Origin of the sequence: Streptomyces gilvosporeus (assembly GCF_002082195.1) — a bacterium.
Lineage (GTDB): Bacteria > Actinomycetota > Actinomycetes > Streptomycetales > Streptomycetaceae > Streptomyces > Streptomyces gilvosporeus.
On record NZ_CP020569.1, the window covers coordinates 6,513,123 to 6,528,735 of the forward strand.

Annotated in this window: 13 protein-coding genes; 7 read left to right on the forward strand and 6 right to left on the reverse strand. The window is 67.1% G+C overall.

The genetic code is table 11. The features are described from left to right. Positions 1-26 precede the first annotated feature (26 nt). From mycP to B1H19_RS29195, 4 genes are all read left to right on the forward strand, one after another. Positions 27-1,307 carry a type VII secretion-associated serine protease mycosin gene (gene mycP / locus B1H19_RS29180; RefSeq protein ID WP_237289545.1) on the forward strand — a complete coding sequence of 427 codons (1,281 nt, stop codon included), beginning with the start codon at positions 27-29 and terminating at the stop codon, positions 1,305-1,307. Continuing rightward, positions 1,300-1,605, forward strand: coding sequence for a hypothetical protein (locus B1H19_RS29185; RefSeq protein WP_083107709.1), 306 nt, complete (start codon positions 1,300-1,302; stop codon positions 1,603-1,605). Before mycP ends, B1H19_RS29185 begins: the two co-directional genes overlap by 8 nt. Before the next feature lie 51 nt (positions 1,606-1,656). Beyond that, positions 1,657-3,228 carry a WXG100 family type VII secretion target gene (locus tag B1H19_RS38890; protein ID WP_083107710.1) on the forward strand — a complete coding sequence of 524 codons (1,572 nt, stop codon included), beginning with the start codon at positions 1,657-1,659 and terminating at the stop codon, positions 3,226-3,228. Between the two features lie 89 nt (positions 3,229-3,317). Beyond that, positions 3,318-4,676 (forward strand): S8 family peptidase, encoded by a 1,359-nt coding sequence (locus tag B1H19_RS29195; RefSeq protein ID WP_083107711.1) that lies wholly within the window; start codon positions 3,318-3,320, stop codon positions 4,674-4,676. A 171-nt stretch (positions 4,677-4,847) separates the two neighbouring features. Here B1H19_RS29195 and B1H19_RS29200 read toward each other — a convergent pair whose 3' ends face one another. The 5 genes from B1H19_RS29200 to B1H19_RS29220 all read right to left on the reverse strand — a co-directional run bounded on the left by B1H19_RS29200 (position 4,848) and on the right by B1H19_RS29220 (position 11,792). Continuing rightward, the gene (locus B1H19_RS29200) at positions 4,848-5,060 is read right to left on the reverse strand and encodes a DUF397 domain-containing protein (RefSeq protein ID WP_083107712.1); all 213 of its coding nucleotides are present in this window, start codon (positions 5,058-5,060) and stop codon (positions 4,848-4,850) included. Further along, positions 5,057-5,887 (reverse strand): helix-turn-helix domain-containing protein, encoded by an 831-nt coding sequence (locus tag B1H19_RS29205; protein ID WP_083107713.1) that lies wholly within the window; start codon positions 5,885-5,887, stop codon positions 5,057-5,059. Before B1H19_RS29205 ends, B1H19_RS29200 begins: the two co-directional genes overlap by 4 nt. A 738-nt stretch (positions 5,888-6,625) precedes the next feature. Continuing rightward, on the reverse strand, positions 6,626-7,114 hold the full coding sequence (locus B1H19_RS29210; protein ID WP_083107714.1) for a hypothetical protein: 489 nt from the start codon (positions 7,112-7,114) through the stop codon (positions 6,626-6,628). Positions 7,115-7,119: 5 nt separating this feature from the next. Continuing rightward, positions 7,120-11,037, reverse strand: coding sequence for a DUF6531 domain-containing protein (locus tag B1H19_RS29215; protein ID WP_083107715.1), 3,918 nt, complete (start codon positions 11,035-11,037; stop codon positions 7,120-7,122). Continuing rightward, a complete protein-coding gene (locus B1H19_RS29220) occupies positions 11,034-11,792 on the reverse strand; it encodes a WXG100-like domain-containing protein (protein ID WP_237289546.1) in 759 nt (252 codons plus the stop codon). Before B1H19_RS29220 ends, B1H19_RS29215 begins: the two co-directional genes overlap by 4 nt. Positions 11,793-12,129: 337 nt before the next feature. Here B1H19_RS29220 and B1H19_RS29225 point away from each other — a divergent pair, with 337 nt between their 5' ends. The 3 genes from B1H19_RS29225 (at position 12,130) to B1H19_RS29235 (ending at position 14,182) form a co-directional block, all read left to right on the forward strand. Continuing rightward, positions 12,130-12,645 carry an ATP-binding protein gene (locus B1H19_RS29225; RefSeq protein WP_203237252.1) on the forward strand — a complete coding sequence of 172 codons (516 nt, stop codon included), beginning with the start codon at positions 12,130-12,132 and terminating at the stop codon, positions 12,643-12,645. A gap of 167 nt (positions 12,646-12,812) precedes the next feature. Continuing rightward, positions 12,813-13,313 (forward strand): hypothetical protein, encoded by a 501-nt coding sequence (locus B1H19_RS40015; protein WP_237289547.1) that lies wholly within the window; start codon positions 12,813-12,815, stop codon positions 13,311-13,313. Positions 13,314-13,588: 275 nt separating this feature from the next. Then, the gene (locus tag B1H19_RS29235) at positions 13,589-14,182 is read left to right on the forward strand and encodes a hypothetical protein (protein ID WP_083107717.1); all 594 of its coding nucleotides are present in this window, start codon (positions 13,589-13,591) and stop codon (positions 14,180-14,182) included. A 114-nt stretch (positions 14,183-14,296) separates the two neighbouring features. Here B1H19_RS29235 and B1H19_RS38895 read toward each other — a convergent pair whose 3' ends face one another. Beyond that, on the reverse strand, positions 14,297-15,478 hold the full coding sequence (locus B1H19_RS38895) for a WXG100 family type VII secretion target (RefSeq protein ID WP_159028149.1): 1,182 nt from the start codon (positions 15,476-15,478) through the stop codon (positions 14,297-14,299). Positions 15,479-15,613: the final 135 nt, after the last annotated feature.

Here is a 15,613-nt window from a genome sequence, read left to right on the forward strand (position 1 = left end):
CGCCACGCATGGAGAGCAGACAACTCGTGGGATCTCGCGCCATTGGTCAACGAGCCGGGCACCGTCGCCGAGCGACGGGCGCACTGGTTACGGCGGCGTGCATCGTCGGCCTGTCGAGTGTCACCGCCGCGCCGGCGGTCGCGGACGACAACACCACGCTCCAGAGCGGTGAGTGCAAGTTCGGCGCCGGCAACATCAAGGCAACCCCCTGGTCGCTCCAGCGCCTGCTGATCGACCAGATGTGGGCCAGCGGCAAGGGCAAGGGCGTGAAGGTCGGCGTCATCGACACCGGCATCGACAAGGGCAACTCGCAGATCCGTCCGGCCATCCTGGGCGCCGGCAAGTCCTACGTCAGCAAAGGCAAGGCGACCGTGGACACGGTCGGCCACGGCACCAAGGTCGCCGGCATCATCGCTGCCCAGAAGGACCCGACGTCCGGCTTCTACGGCCTCGCGCCCGATGCCAAGGTCATCCCGTACCAGACGACCAGCGACCAGCAGGCCGGTACCCCGAAGAGCCTGGCCGAGGCCATCAATGACGCGGTCAAGGACGGCGTCGACCTCATCAACATCTCGCAGGGCACGCTCGCGAGCGAGAGCCAGCTGGGGCCGCTCGAGAGCGCGGTCAGCACAGCCCAGCAGAAGGGCGTTCTGATCGTCGCCTCGGCCGGCAACGACGGCGCCAGTGGCAAGGAGCAGAACAACTACCCCGCCGCGTTCAGTGACAAATTCGACAACGTCCTGGCCGTCGCCGCCTCCGACCGCAACAACGAACGCGCGCCGTTCTCGCAGCCCGGTCGCTTCGTCGGCATCGCCGCTCCCGGCGTCGCCATGGTCTCCACCGTGCCCGGCGGCGGCAACTGCGTCGACCAGGGCACCAGCTTCGCCTCGCCGTACGTCGCGGGTGCCGCGGCCCTCCTGATCGCCAAGCACCAGAACGACAAGCCGCGGTGGACTCCGGCGCAGATCATCTCGCACCTGGAGCAGACCGCCGACCGCGTACGCAAGGGCAAGGACAGGAACATCGGCTGGGGTGTCGTCAACCCGGTCGCCGCCCTCAACGACGACACGCGCCCCACCGGTACCCCAACGGCGGACAAGCCCACCAAGGCTTCCGGCGCCTCCGACGTCGAGCCGGTCGCCGTCACCCTCGGAGAGACCGCCGAGGACCGGCAGGGGCGCATCGCCATCTACATTCTCGGCGGCGGACTCCTGGCCGTCGCCGCGGTCGTCGGCTCCTCGATCGCCATACGCGACTGGCGCCGCAAGAACGGACTGACAACTCACGGGGAGGCCCAGCATGGGTAAGGAATACGGTGTCGATCTCGACGCGTTGGACCAGGTCGTCAAGGAGCTCAACCAGGTCCTGAAGGACATGGGCGGTCCGAAGGACAAGGCGAAGAACCAGACGTTTCTGCCGGATGGGGCGCTGGGGAAGGGCTTTGAGGAGCGGGATCGGATGCACAACGCCCACAACCAGATGAAGGACTACATCGAGCAGAACATCGTCGGCTTGATCGAGAGCATGATCGACGATTTCGGCAAGAAGTCCAAGCAGACGAAGGACCACTACGAGGACGCCGAGCACGAAAACACCATGAAGTGACGTCGGCAGCGCAGCGGTTGATCTGTAGGTGAAGGAGAAGGGGGTCCACTGATGAGTGGAGACGCGGGCGGTGCGTCCGAGTACGGTTCTGCGGGGCTGTTCACAACCAAGTTCAATCTGAACGACCTCAACGGCCTGAAGGGCATGCTGGACGGTGCCAACGTCCAGCAGGTCAAGGAGGTTGCGCAGAACTGGCAGGACCTTCACGACCAGCTGGTCGGTCCAGGTGAAGGTGGCGGCGGTATCCAGAAGCGGTTCGACGACGCCGTGAAGAAGGTGCTGGAGTCCTGGCACGGCGACACAGCCGATAAGTTCCGCAAGCGGGCGGAGCAGATCAGTCAGAACTTCACGGCCGGTGCTCCCTACGCCAGCCACACGTCGCAGGTGATGCACCAAACGGCCAACGACCTTCAGAAGGCCGTCGACAAGGTCAAGCCGGTCGACGACGGCTGGAACTGGGACGATGACGTCTGGGGCGAGATGCCCTGGTCGGACCAGATCGACGACGATGATCTGAATAAGGCGCTCCAGAGCGGCGTGAGCACCCAGGCAATCCTTGACGCGAACAAGGACAACCTGTCCGGTCACCAGACGAAGCGGCTTCAGGCTGCTGTGGCCATGGAGAACCTTGGGTCGTGCTATGTCATGAGGGCGTCGTCTCTGAAGCCGCCGGCAACGGGCGGCGGCCCAGGGTGGCGCGAGGACAAGATCCCCGAGCACAACGGCGGTGGTGATGGCGGTGTAGGCACCATGCCGATGCCGTTCCCGACAGGTGGCGGGATGGGCGGTGGCGGCGCTGGCGGCGGTGCTGGCGGCGGTGGCGGCGGTGGCGGCGTCAAGATCCCCACGCGAGGCATGAAGGCCGCCCCCATGCCCAAAACGCCTGAGTCGCCCAATACACCGGGCATTAGTGGCGGAATGGGTTCCATGAAGCCCAAGATTCCCGATGTCACGACCGGCCTGGATGGCGCCCACGGTGGTGGCCCCGGTGGTCCCGGTGGCGCCGGGGTCAAGATCCCCGGTGGCGGCGGTGGCGGCGGCACCGGTGTTCACATGCCGAGTGGCGGTGGCGGCGGTGGCACCGGCGTCAACGTTCCCGCGGGCGGCGGTCTTGGCATGCCTGGCGGCGGCAGCCGTGGCATGGGCGGCGTGTCCGGCAGCAGCAAGGGCGGTGCGTCCGGTCTCAAGGGTGGTGGCGCGTCCGGTCTCAAGGGCGGCGCGGCAGGCCCTGGTGGCGCTGGAGCTCGCACCGGCCGACCCGGTATGCCGGGTATGGGCGGTGCCCACGGTGGAGCAGGCAAGGGTGCGGGCGGCGGACGCGCCGGCGTCAGCACCGGTGGTGCACAGGCTCGGCAGAAGGGCGGCCTCGTCGGCTCGACCGGTGGTAAGGCCAGCGGCGGAGCCCAGGGTGGTTCTGGTCTGCACCGCAGCCGCGGGGGAACCGCAGCTGGCACCGGCGGCAGTGGCGGACGCCGCCCGGCAGGCATGATGGGCGGCGCTCACGGTGCCCACGGCGGCAAGGGCGAGGGCAAGGGGCAGGACGGTAACCGTCCCGATTACCTGGTGGAGGAGGAGGAGACCTGGACACCGGAGCGTAATGTGGCTCCCCGGGTCATCGAGTAGGAACGGCCGGACAAGCAATCGGTAGAGACGCTTGGGGCCCGCAGCCCCTCGGGCTGCGGGCCCCAACTCTGTGAGGAAGGTGTAATGGCATGAGCTTCACGCGGACGCTGCGTGCGGTGAGCGGCGCGGTAGTGGCGGGGGCACTGCTCTTCGGCACCGCGCCGGTTGCTTCGGCAGACCAGATCAGAAATGACCAGTGGCCGTTGCAAAAGTTCGACGCTGAGTCGATCTGGAAGATTTCAACAGGTAAGGGCGTTACTGTCGCAGTAATCGACTCGCCGGTGGACGCAAGTCATCCTGATCTCAAGGGTTCGGTGCTGCCCGGCAAGAGTTTCGTGACTGGCGGCCGAGCAGACCAGGGCTCTGGTGATGACGGGGAGCACGGCACGGCGATGGCATCGCTGATTGCTGCTCACGGTCATGGGGCTGGTGGATCCGATGGTGTAAAGGGCCTAGCCCCTGGCGCTAAGATTCTTCCGATTGCAATCGGCATGCCGGCCCACGGTGAGATCCCCAAGCTTGGGGAACAAATGAAGTATGCCGAAGCGCTGAAGTATGCAGTCGACAAGGGCGCGAAGGTTGTCAACATGTCGTTCGGTGCCAGCGGCACGGACGTCACTCCAGAAGAGCAGCAGGCTATCGACTACGCCCGCAAACATGATGTGCTCCTCGTTGCGGCCTCAGGAAATGACGGGGTGGATACCCCTCAAGATCCAGCTGGGGCCCCAGGCGTTCTCGCTGTGGGAGCAGTCGACGACCATGGGTACATCTGGCAAAAATCGAACTACGGCCCTTACGTCAAGCTGGCTGCTCCGGGCACGCGTATCAGGTCCGCAAGCGCCATGGAGGAGGCTAAGGGCAAGTACCACTTGGCCAATGGTACCTCCGACGCCACCGCCTACGTCTCCGCAGCCGCGGCCCTTATCCGTTCCAAATTCCCGAACCTGACTGCTGGTCAGGTGGCCAACCGCCTGATCAAGACGGCTGGTATCCCGGTGGGCAAGCACATGCAGCTTCCCGACCAGCACTACGGCTACGGCTTCATCAAGCCCTACAGCGCCCTGACCAAGAACGTCCCCGCCGGCCCCAAGGACGGCCCGTTCCCGGCGCTTAAGGGTCAGGGGGGTGCGTCTGGCAATCCCTCCAGCGCGACTGCTGGAAACGACGACTCAGCGGCCAAGATCAACAGCGACAAGGGCATGAGCACCGGCGCCATCATCGGCATTGTCGGTGGCGTGGTGGTCATCCTCGTCATCATCCTGGTCGTGGTTCTGGTGGCCAAGAAGAAGAACGGTCGTAATGGCCCGCCGCCCGGTGGCTACGGAGGCCCGGGTGGGCCCGGCGGTCCTGGTGGGTTCATGCCGAACCAGCAGCAGCCGTACCAGCAGCAGCCCGGTGCGCCCGGTTCGTACCCGCCGGCGCCGCCCACGCAGCCGCCTGGCCGGTAAGGCTGTGAAGTAGAGAAGAGCGGAAAGGATTGGGGTCCGCGGCCTTCGGGCTGCGGACCCCAATTCGTTTGAGAGGGAAGGGAGTTCGGAGAGTCGGAGTCGCCACGCGGGGTTGGGGGATCGGGTGCTCTCCCCCTCGCGTGTTGCGGGGGAGGGCGCCCGTCATGTCCGTCAGGGTGTCTCGGCTATGGCGAAGCCGAGGAAAGCCGTCCAGGCGGAGGCCGGTACGGTCAGTGCGGACCGTGTGAGGTCCTTGGAGTCGCGGATGTGCACGGCGGTGGCGTCAGATGCGACCTCGACGCATTCGCCGCCCGCACCACTGCTATAGCTGCTCTTGAACCAGGCCAACTCATTCACGGCCCGCGCAGTCTCTTCGATGTTCATGCTTCTCCCAGCAACTTCTCGACAAAGGCCAGCGACTCGCGCGGCGTGAGCGCCTGCGCCCTGAGGATCCCGTACTGCTCCTCGATCTCCCGGACCGCTTTCCGGTCGGAGTGCAGGCGACTGTCCCTGAACGCCTCCACATAGGCGATCCTCCGCCCTTCGCGTGTCTCGATCAAGGTGAAGGCTCCGCCAAGTCCTGCGTGCTCCTCCCGCGAGGTCGGCATCACTTGGATTTCGACGTTGCGGCGCTGGCCGTGCAGCAGGATCTGCTCCAACTGGCCCCGCATGACTGCCTTTCCACCGAGGGGCCGGCGCAGCAACGCCTCCTCGATGACGAAGCTGATCGTCGGCGCCGGCATTCGGCCAAAGACCTGCTGCCGGTCGAGCCGTGCCGCAGTTCGCTGTTGGATGGTCTCTTCGTCCAGCAGGGGTCGCCACATGGCGAAAACTGCCCGCGCGTACTCCTCTGTCTGTAGCAGCCCAGGCAGCCCCTGCGCCGCATACACATGAAGCCCGACCGCCGCGGCCTCCAACCGCGCCGCATCCCGAAAGAACGCCGGATAGCGGGCCCTCGCCACCTCCTCCTTCATCTCCACCAGAACGCCGTGCGCCCCCAGGACCTCGTCCGCCTTGTCGATGAACTTGGGTGGCGGGATGCGCCGCCCCTGCTCGTACGAGGCGATGGTGGCGGCGGAGTAGCCCGTCTTCGCGCCGAATTCGGGGCGTTCCATTCCCGCCCATTCCCGTAGGCGCTTGAGTTGGCGCCCGAACACCAACAAGATGCCGGAACCGGGCTCGTACTCCGGCTGCTGATCGTCGTCGTCCATGTCTGCCGTCCCTCCCGGGGCCATCCCGCCCCTGCGTACCTGCGCATTCGCCGCGCGTACAACGCCTCGTGGTCAGCGCATTACTCCTCGTCAAAGGTAGGGCTCGGACGGGAGGGTGGGGGCCATGAACAGCACAGTCCGCTCTTCCGGGGCAATTTCCCGAAACCGTGAAACCGCCGCCGGAGTCGGCGAATTCGGGATGTCTCCCATCGAGCCGTCGGTTCAAGGCGTATGCCGACGGCTGATCGACAGGATTTCTGTGCACGTGCTGCACGTGCCGGGGCGCGGTCTTCGGACCTGGCGCGCGAGGGTTGAGTTGCCGTGACATGACAAGTCTCAGGAAGAACTGGGAACGCGGACGGCCGGGGAACCTGGATGAGGACATGGCGACACGAGGGACGGGAGCCGCGGTCGCGGTACCGGTGCCGACACTGACCGGATGCGGGGTCATGAACCACGGAGCGCTCCAGCACATGATGCCCTCGGCGGACGCCCAGGGCGGGTGGGGCGGCGACACCACGGGAGCGGACGAGACGGGCTCCGGAGGCACTCTCGGCACCCAACTCCAGCCCAAGGCCCGGGGAATGGTGGACCAATGTGAAGAGCCTGGGTATGACGGTCGGCGCGGCGACCGCCGGCGACGGCGAGCTGACCGCGGCCTCCGGCTCCGTGGTGACGGCCGGGCTCGTCAGCTGAACTTTCGGGGAGCCGGTCCGGGCCGACCTACGCGAAGCCGACCTACGCGAGCTTGTAGTCGTAGTAGTCGAAAGGTCCGGTCAAGACGGCCTGAAAGTAGAGCGGCTCGCCATCGGTGTCGAGCGGGACGTCATGGCCGGCTACACGGGTAAAGCCCATGGAGAGCCGCGGCACGAACGCGTAGAGAGTTTCGTCCAGCACGGTCAGGCCCATCCCCGCCAACTGCTTCAGTAGTTCGCGGGCGGGAGTTCGGAAGACATCGATTCCGCGGAAGCGCACGGTGATCTCTTCGGGACCGGGGCGCGGGATCCACATCTCGGCTGCCGTGAGGGTCTTCCCGTCTTCGATGTGGAAGACGATCTCGAACTGCGGATGCAGGGCAAGAACCTTCATGTAGTGGACCGGGTCGGCGGACCCGTCGTCCTGCACCTTGACCTCACCCAGTTCCGCGGCGGCCGCGCGCACGGTGCCGGCGGCCGCCCCGAGGGGGAAACCGGTGATGCCGTTCGGCGGGTCCAGTTCGAAGTCCATGTGGCTCATTTTAGGAGACAGGTTCGGATCTTCCAGCCGTTGTCCGACAGGTACTTCTGGAAGCCCTTGTTGTGCGGCAAGTCGTCGACCATCTCCTTGATCGCGGCGTCGTACTTCGTGCCGTGCACGCGCCGGATCTCGTCGATGTCCTTCTTCATGGCCTCGTCGAATTTTCCTTGGGCAATGAGCGCTCGCTGGTCCGCGCGCCACTTGTCGGATGCCCGGCCGGAGCCGGTGCTGATGAAGTTGCGGTGGTCGTCGTACTCCATCCGGATCGCGGGCCCGGCGCCGTAGCCCAGCTGTGTCCCGCCGACCCCCACGTACGCCGCCCTGGCCGGCACGTGGTTGCGCTCGTATTTGTTGGTGTCGCTGCCGTCCGTCCAGTTGCTCGGCCTGAGGCTGTAGTGGGACCCGCCCCACCCCTGGGGTTGGCGCTTGGCCAGGCCCAACGGGTCGATCCAGAAAAACGGGTTGGGGACGTATGAATGCGGATTGGGACCGCCGTCCAGGCCGAGCGGGTCCGAGCTGAGGTACCGGCCGGTGGCGGGGTCGTAATAGCGGAAGCAGTTGTACTCGAGATCCGACTCGTCATCGTGGTACTGGCCGGGCCGTCCCAGCGGACAGGCACGTATCCTGCGGCCCGTTCCCCGAATCGCCTCTCCCCAGGTGTCGGTGTGGCTGGACCAGGCGATTCGTCCGTCGGGGGTGACCAGTTCGCTGGGAGTGTCGGTCAAGTCGGTGATGATCGCGTAGAAGCGTTCATCGATCGGGCTCTGGGGCGCTGTCCGGTCCGGGTGCCAGGTGCGCTCGGTCTGGGAGAGCGGAGTCCAGGTGCCCGGCTCCCAGTCCCAGGTCAGAGTGCGGCAGCTGCCGTCGGCCAGCGCGCTGTACTGCTCGATCAGTTGTGTGCCGTCCCAGACGAAGACGGTTTCCTCCGCCGCTGCCTGCTGTCCGTCCCCCTCGACCAGTCGCTGTTTGCCGATCCGACGGCCCAGCGGGTCGTAGGTGTACGTCCACGATCCGCGGCGAGGGGTATCCACGCGGACGAGCTGGTCCTCGGCGTTCCAGGTGTACCGCCATTCCCGGCGCTGCCCGGAGAGGGTGCGCACCAGCATGCGGACGAGGCGGCCCCGGTCGTCGTAGGTGTAGGACGTGCGGCCCGCGGAGCGCAGGAGCGTACCGCTGTAGGCGCGTTCGCCGGCGGACGCGTTGTCCGGCATGCGGGTGTCGTGGGCACGGGTGACGTTGCCGAGGGGGTCGTAGGCGTAGCTCTCGTTCCAGGACTCGGCGCTGACGCGCGTGATGCGTCCTGCCGGGGTCAGCTCGAAGTCCCGTCGGCCGCGCAGGCGGTCGGTGACGACGGTCGGCATGCCGTCCGCGCGGTAGCCGTAGGTACGTTCCTGGGCGTTGAGGTACGCGCCCTCACCGCCTCCGCCGGTCAGGTCACGAGCCCAGATCGTCTGAGTGCTGAGCCGGTCGCAGGCATCCCAGGACTGTGTCAGCACTGCCCCGCTGCCGAAGTGGCGAGAGGTCTCCCGGCCACCGGCGTCATAGGCGAAAGCCAGCTGACCGAACGGGTTGGTGAGACTGGCCGGCTGGTTGTTGACGTCGTAGGTCCATGTCGAGACCAGGCCGGTGGGAGTGGTGCGGCTGGTGCGGCGTCCCAGGGCGTCGTAGGTGTACGCAGTCGTACGCCCGTCGACGGTTTCGCTCAGAATGCGCCCGGTGACGTCGTGACTGTACTCCAGGACGCTGCCGCGACCGGTCACGCGCGTGAGGAGGCCGGCATCGTCGTAGGTCAGGGCGGTGGCGATGCCGTCGTGGCTGACGTGCTCGACCAGCCGGCCGAGTACGTCGTAGGTGCAGGCGGTGGTGCGGCCGGCGGCATCGATGGTTTCCAGCAGCTGGTCGGCGCCGTCGAGCCGATAGGTGAAGCTGCGGTCGTTGAAGTCGGTCTCGCCGACCAGGTGCCCGGCCTCGTCATAGCGGTATCGCCAGGATGCACCGTTCATGGTGACTGCCAGCAGCTGTAGCTCGGTGTCGTAGGCGAAGCGTTGTATTTCTCCGTCGGGCAGGGTTCTGCCGGCCAGTTTTCCGAAGGGGCCGATCTCGAATCGAGTCACCGCTCCGGCTCGATCGCAGTGCTCGACGACGAAGCCTTCAGGGTCGTGAAGCCATGTCTCGACCGCACCGTCGGGATGGACGCGCCGGGTGATCTCGCCTTCGGTGCGGTACTCGAAGCGGTTGGTGAAGCCGAGTGAGTTGGTGGCAGCGATGACGCGGCCGAAGGCGTCATAGGTGGCATGGACGGTCTGGCCCGCGGCGTCGGCTATCGCGGTGATGAGGCCGGCCGAGTTGGTCGTCGTGTGTCGCGTCTGGCCGAGGGGGTCGGTGACCGAGACCAGACGTCCTTGGTCGTCGTACTGCCGTGAGGTCCGGGCGCCGGACGCATCGGTCGTCGTCAGGACATTGCCGCGCGTGTCATAGGCGAACGAAGCCAGGACGGTGTCACCACGCCGCAGTGCGGCCAGCTGACGGAGTTCGGTGTAGTCGAGTTCGATGGTGGTGCCGTCGGGCTCGGTGATGCGGATGGGGCTGCCGTGCGCGTCGAGGTCGAAGCGGGTGGTTCTGTTGATCTCATCGGTGCGGGCGATGACCCGACCGGCCTCGTCGTAGTCGGTCCGTGTCGTGTTGCCGAGCGGATCGACGGTCCGGGTCACGTGCTGCTGCTCGTCGTAGTGGTATTCGGTTGCGTGGCCGAGGCTGTCGGTGACCGTCGTGATGCGCAGTGCCGCGTCGTAGCGGAAGCGGGCCGAGAGGTGTCCCCCTTCCCCGATCCCACGGACGACCCGGCCCTCGTCGTCGTAGACGTAGGAGTAGCACCTGCCGTTACGGTCGGTGCAGGCGGTGATCCGGTCCGCGTCGTCATACTCGTACTCGTACGGAAGCCCCGACGAGTTGACGACTCCGGCCAGTTGGCCGCCTGGGGAGTACTCGTAGCCGACGACCTTGGTGCCCGGTCCTGCGCCCGCGCCGTCCAGGAGCCGCAGGCCCTCGATGCGTAGGCCGGCGGCGGTATCGATCGTGTCGACGGCTATGCGGTAGCCGCCGGTGTGGCGCACCTCGGTGGGCGTTCCCGTCTCGTCACGATCGAAGATGATGCGGTGGTCGTTGCGGTCGGTGAGTTCGGTGATCGCGCGGGTGGCGCGGCCCGGGCCGACGAGGGTTCCGGACGGTGCGAAATGGCGCATCCAGCCCCTGTCCGGGTCCTCGATACGTATGGTGTCGCTCTGCTGATCCCAGGTCAGCGGCCAGCGAGCGCCGGCCTCCGGATAGACGTGCTCGCCCGCGTGGGTGGGCAAGGGGTAGTGGAGGATCTGGGCGTCGTCCCCGGCGTAGTGGATGCCCTTGGTGTCGATCTCGACGCGCTGATCGAGGGTGGAGGACCAGCCAGGGCCGAACAGCCGCCCGCCGGCATAGCTGGAGGCATAGGCGCGGCGTAGTACCAGGGGGAGCAGGCCGGGGAGTTCAAGGTCTTTTTCGTTGGCGATCATCTGGCCGGAGACCACGTCCACCGGGTCGCCGGCGGTGTGGCAGCCGATGTTGCCGTTCGAGGGCTGGCCGCCCTTGCTGGGACCGGCCAGGGACGGATCACCTTTCCCCGGTCGACCGCCCCCTGGCCCCTTGCCGCCGGAATTCAGGGAGGTGTGGGGACTCTTGGGGTCGTTCCTGCCACCCTTGCCCAAACCGTTGAAGTGGTCGGAAAGCCCCTTGTCGTTCTCGTGGTGATTTCGGGCAACCTTCTTCATCCGTTGACCTGTTCCGTGATACAGGTCCTGGACCGCCTTGCCCGCGTCCTTGCCGAGAGTCTTGCCCAGCTTTTCGGCGGCGTGTTCCAGCGCCTTGACTATCGGATTGCTCATTCGAAGCTCGCCCCCGCAGCCTTCGTCTCGAATTCGGCGGCGTGCCCGGCCACCGTCCGTGCATGGGCGTGCAGCTTCTCCGCGCGTGCTTGCAGCGCCTCCGGGTGGATGGAGAAGCTTTCGCCCGCACGGCCCCCGCCGCCGCCGGCGGAGACGCCGAGGGCGGATTCGGCGGCCTGGAAAACCAGCCCGCTCACCGCCTTGCCGACGGTCTCGACGAGGGGATTGATGGCGGCCTCGATGACCTGGCCGATGATGTACTGCTCCAGTTGCTGGACGAGGTAGTCCATGAGCTTCTCGGCGGCCTCGATGACCAATGCCTCGGCCGCTTCCGCGAGGCCGAGGGTGGCGACGGCGGCGGCCTGGTCGGCGACGAAGGTGATGGCCAGGACGGTCAGTTCGGCGATGGCCTCCACCTTCATCGCGACGATCGTGTCCGCGGCGATGTCCAGTGCGTCGGCCACCACATGGCAGGCGTTGACCAGCTCCGTCATGTGGCTGTCGGACATCTGGCCCCACTTGGCCAGCAGCGCCTCGTACGACGCGCCCTGATACACATCTTCCAGCTGCTTGATCGTGGCGGTCGAGTCCTTGTGGGTGTCGTCCACCTTCTGCGCGAAATCCCGTACATGGGACCCGAATTCGCGAACCTTGTCTTCGTTGATGTTCGGCCAGTTCACCCCGATGAACTGAAGGAACGACACCACCTGCTCAGGCAGCTCGATCGCCATCTTGATCCCTCCCCGCTGCACCATGACAGCTCATCAGGCGACGTTCAGGAAAGAGTAATGCAAGAGCGAACAAGCGTCCTGATGATCGTCATCAGTGCATACGGCGGCAAGGACTCCTCTTGCATCCGCTCGCCCGTCTCCACCCCTATCGCCGGTGGCAGCCCTCGGCGCCGTTCCGGGGCCATGCCGCCCCCTGCGTACCCGCGCATTCTCCGTGCGTACAACGCCTCATGGTCAGCGCATTACCCCTCGTCAAAGGTAGGGCTCGGACGGGAGGGTGGGGGTCATGAACAGCACAGTGCGATCTTCCGGGGCAATTTCCCGAAACCGTGAAACCGCCGCCGGAGTCGGCGAATTCGGGATGCGTTTCACCTCCACGCCGCGGGGTGCCCGGCTGGCCCGCCGTCTTGCGTCGCACCAGCTCGACGAGTGGGGGTATCCCTACGACGGCGAGATCAATGAGTCCGTCACCGCTATCGTCGGCGAACTCGTCGCCAATGCGGTACGGCACGGCCATGTCCCCGGGCGGGATTTCGCGCTGCGCATGACGGCCTTCAGGGCGGCGGAGGCTCCCGGTGCTCCCGACGCATCACGCTTCCGCGTCGAGGTGTCCGATATGCGGGGCGAGAGGATGCCCACGGTCGGCCCCTCAGTCACGGCAGCCACATCGGCTACATCGGCTACATCGGCCGGATCGGCCGTCGGAGCCGGGGTGGCGGATGTGTGGTGCGGTGAGGCGCTCGCTGAGGCCGGGCGCGGGTTGCTGATCGTGGGGCGCCTCGCGGACGGGTGGGGTGTGGTGCCGCGGCCGGGTGGTCCGGGCAAGACCGTCTGGGCGGAGTACGTCGCGGCGGCGACACGTATCGCAGCGCACTGAAGCCGTCGGGGGGAAGGGGGTCGGAAAGCGTGGAACGTCCTCGACGCCGTTCTTGTCCGCGATTCGATCATTCCGTCCTTCCAGCCTGCTGGTGGCGCAGGCTGAGCGGGGGAGCGTCGCTGGTCAGTGGCCTGGAGCGGGGTGGGCGACCGTCGGGGGAGTGGAACATGCGGACGATCATTCGTCCCGTAGCATTCCTGCTCATGGGAGAAACCGGCGGTGGCGCAACCGGCAGTGATGAGCACGGTGTTGATGATCCCGGCGTTGAGCGGTCTGACGCCGAGCGGCCTGATGCCGAGCGGCCCGGGGCGGAAAACCCCGAGGCGGAAGAGCCCGAGGCGGAAGAGCTCGACGCGGATGCGTCTGACGAGGATGCGCCCGACGCGGAAGAGCCCCCTGCCGACGATCACGATGGGCTGACACCCCGTCAGGCCCGACGAATACGCATCGTCCTGGCCTCCGTGCTGATGGCCGCGATGGCGGCGGTGCTCGTGGCGCGCCTGGCGTCCCGTACATCGGTGCTGGTGGTCGGGGTCTACGGAGCCGCGCTCGTCCTCTGCGGGATCGTCATCGAACTCAGTCGGCATGGACGTACCCGGCTCGGCACCTGGATGCTGGGTATCGGCCTGGCGGCCGCGCTGGCGGCGGACTGGCTGCTGCTGCCCTGAGGGGGCCGTGCGGGGGCGCTGCGGTAGCTTGGGCCGTCGAACTACTGCGTGTAATTGAGGAGGACTTGACGGTGAGCGGCTACTACCAGCAGCCCCCTGGTGGGGCACCCGGGGCGCCGGGGTGGGGCGGTGCTCCCGCGGGTGGGGCGTCCGGTTGGAACGGTGCCCCTGCGGGTGGGGCGCCGGGTTGGAACGGTGCCCCCGCGCCCGTCGGGCATCCGGCGCTTCAGCAGACCGCGGCCCCGCATCTGCGCCCCGGTGAGACGCTGATCGGTGTGTTTCCCGGCGCTCTCGATCCTCTCCTGCCGCTCTCCTTCCACCAGGAATTCGGTGTGGGCGCGACCGCCGCATCGGCCCCCATGCGGATCTTCCTGGGCTTCCTGTGGGGCATCTGGCGAGGGTTCTGGGTTTTCGTCCTGCCCCGGTGGGCGGCGGAGCTGATCTTCCCCAGCATCATGCGCCGCGAGACGTTCGGCATGCGCGTGGACAGGGCCGCCTACCGCGCGATGCGCCGGCCGTTCCACCGTGGCTCGTGGAGCGGCGGTGAGAACAGCACGGCGCGGCATTTCTGGCGGGCCGTACGCACCACCCCGGGCGAGCAGGGCAAGGCCGATCACGATCTGTTCGTACTGGTGCTGACCGACCAGCGGATGCTGCTGCTGAGTCGGCACCGCGCCTACCAGCGCGAGCAGGTCTACGAGGCCCTCGGGTTGTTCGAGATCCCGCGCGGCGCCTACGGGCTGCGCCGTGACGTGCCCGGCTCCTGGTTCACGCACCGGCTCGACCTGGCCTTCGGCGACGGCTCGTGGATCGCGCTCAACATGTACGACGAGAACGACGAGAAGCAGCTCGCTGCGCTGCTGGGCTGAGTGCCCGCGCTGCCGGACCGGATCGCCGCACCGCAGCACTGAGGGGGCACCGTGTATGCCACGGTGCCCCCTCTGTCATTCAGTTGTCGACTGCCGATAGGCGGTCGGTGCCCCTTAGCCGAAGGGCGTGTCGATCTTGTTCTTGTCGACGCGGTAAGGCTCCGGGTCGTGCGCGAGACCGGTGTCGTGCAGGATCTCCTGCTCGACGGCGTTCTTGTTGGTGTCGCTCGTCAGACCCTCCTTGGCCGCTTCCCAGGCCGACTTGCCCGCCGCCTTGCCGAAGCCGCCCACGCTGCGGTCTTCGCTCCGCTGCACGGGGTCGTCGTCATCGATGCCGAGGCCCGACCTGACCGCGTTGTCGACGCCCTCATTGATCTTGCCGGTGATGAACTCGTCGGCCTTTGCGACGCCCTTGGCCACCATGCCTTCGCCCTGCCCGATCTCGCGGACCCCCTCGACGGCCGTCTCGACCTTCTTGATCCCGCTGAGAGCGGTCTTGGCGGTCTTGAGGCCCCGGACGGCCTTGACGGCCTGGCCCAGTTCCTTGAGGGCCTTGAGCAGCGTTTCCAGCTTCGTGGCCAGCTCTTCGGACACCTTGGCGACGCGGCCGACGAAGATCGCGATCTCACCCTCGGTGATCAGCGCGTCCGCGATCACGCCGACACCCGCCGTCAGAACGGCGATCACGGCCTCGGCGGCGAGGGAGGCGATCAGCGCCTCGATCGCCTCGCTGATGATCTGGATGACCATGCCCTCGGCTTCCGCGCATTCCTTCGCGGCCGAGTTGATGATCTTCGCGGTCGACTGCATCTCCTCAGCAGTCGAATCGAGCGCCTTGACGATCTCGCCCATGTGACCGCTGAAGGCGGTGGACGCCTGCCCCTCCCACTGCTGGGACATGGGGTTGGCGCTGGTCCTCAGATCCTCGGCCACCAACTGCACGGCCTTGGCCTGGGTCTGCCACGCGTCGGCGGCCTGGTTGAGCTGGGCGAGGTCACCGGTGACCTTCTCCAGCATCTCCAGCAGGCCGGACTTCTCCAGGGCCCACTCGACGGCCTCGTCCAGCATGCCGCCCAGCCCGCCCCGTTCGGGGTGCTGCGCCTCCTGGAGCATGGGCATGGGCGCCGGGTTGGGCGTGCGGATCCACCCGTAGGCGTCACCGGCGGGCGTCATACCCGTGGTTGCGCCCGGGTAGCCGCCCGAGGATCCGCCCGGACCGGACGGGTACCCGCCGAGGCCGCCGGGCGGCGGTCCGTAGGCGGGCATGGTGGAGTACTGGCCGGGGCCTCCGGGCACGGGGGAGGGCTCGGGTACTCCGTAGCCTCCGCCCTCGCCGCCGACGGCGCCTGGGCCGCCGTAGCCGCCGCCGGCCTCGCCGCCCGGCGTTCCGTACGGGGCGCCGCCCGGTGGGGCGGGGTACGGGGCTGGTTC

Excerpts from the sequence above, each read along its gene's own strand:
- B1H19_RS29195 (WP_083107711.1), top strand. The coding sequence starts at position 3,318 with ATGAGCTTCACGCGGACGCTGCGTGCGGTGAGCGGCGCGGTAGTGGCG.
- B1H19_RS29205 (WP_083107713.1), bottom strand. The coding sequence starts at position 5,887 with ATGGACGACGACGATCAGCAGCCGGAGTACGAGCCCGGTTCCGGCATC.
- B1H19_RS38890 (WP_083107710.1), top strand. The coding sequence starts at position 1,657 with ATGAGTGGAGACGCGGGCGGTGCGTCCGAGTACGGTTCTGCGGGGCTG.
- B1H19_RS29210 (WP_083107714.1), bottom strand. The coding sequence starts at position 7,114 with ATGGACTTCGAACTGGACCCGCCGAACGGCATCACCGGTTTCCCCCTC.
- B1H19_RS40015 (WP_237289547.1), top strand. The coding sequence starts at position 12,813 with ATGCGGACGATCATTCGTCCCGTAGCATTCCTGCTCATGGGAGAAACC.
- B1H19_RS29185 (WP_083107709.1), top strand. The coding sequence starts at position 1,300 with ATGGGTAAGGAATACGGTGTCGATCTCGACGCGTTGGACCAGGTCGTC.
- B1H19_RS29225 (WP_203237252.1), top strand. The coding sequence starts at position 12,130 with ATGCGTTTCACCTCCACGCCGCGGGGTGCCCGGCTGGCCCGCCGTCTT.
- B1H19_RS29215 (WP_083107715.1), bottom strand. The coding sequence starts at position 11,037 with ATGAGCAATCCGATAGTCAAGGCGCTGGAACACGCCGCCGAAAAGCTG.
- B1H19_RS29200 (WP_083107712.1), bottom strand. The coding sequence starts at position 5,060 with ATGAACATCGAAGAGACTGCGCGGGCCGTGAATGAGTTGGCCTGGTTC.
- B1H19_RS29220 (WP_237289546.1), bottom strand. The coding sequence starts at position 11,792 with ATGGTGCAGCGGGGAGGGATCAAGATGGCGATCGAGCTGCCTGAGCAG.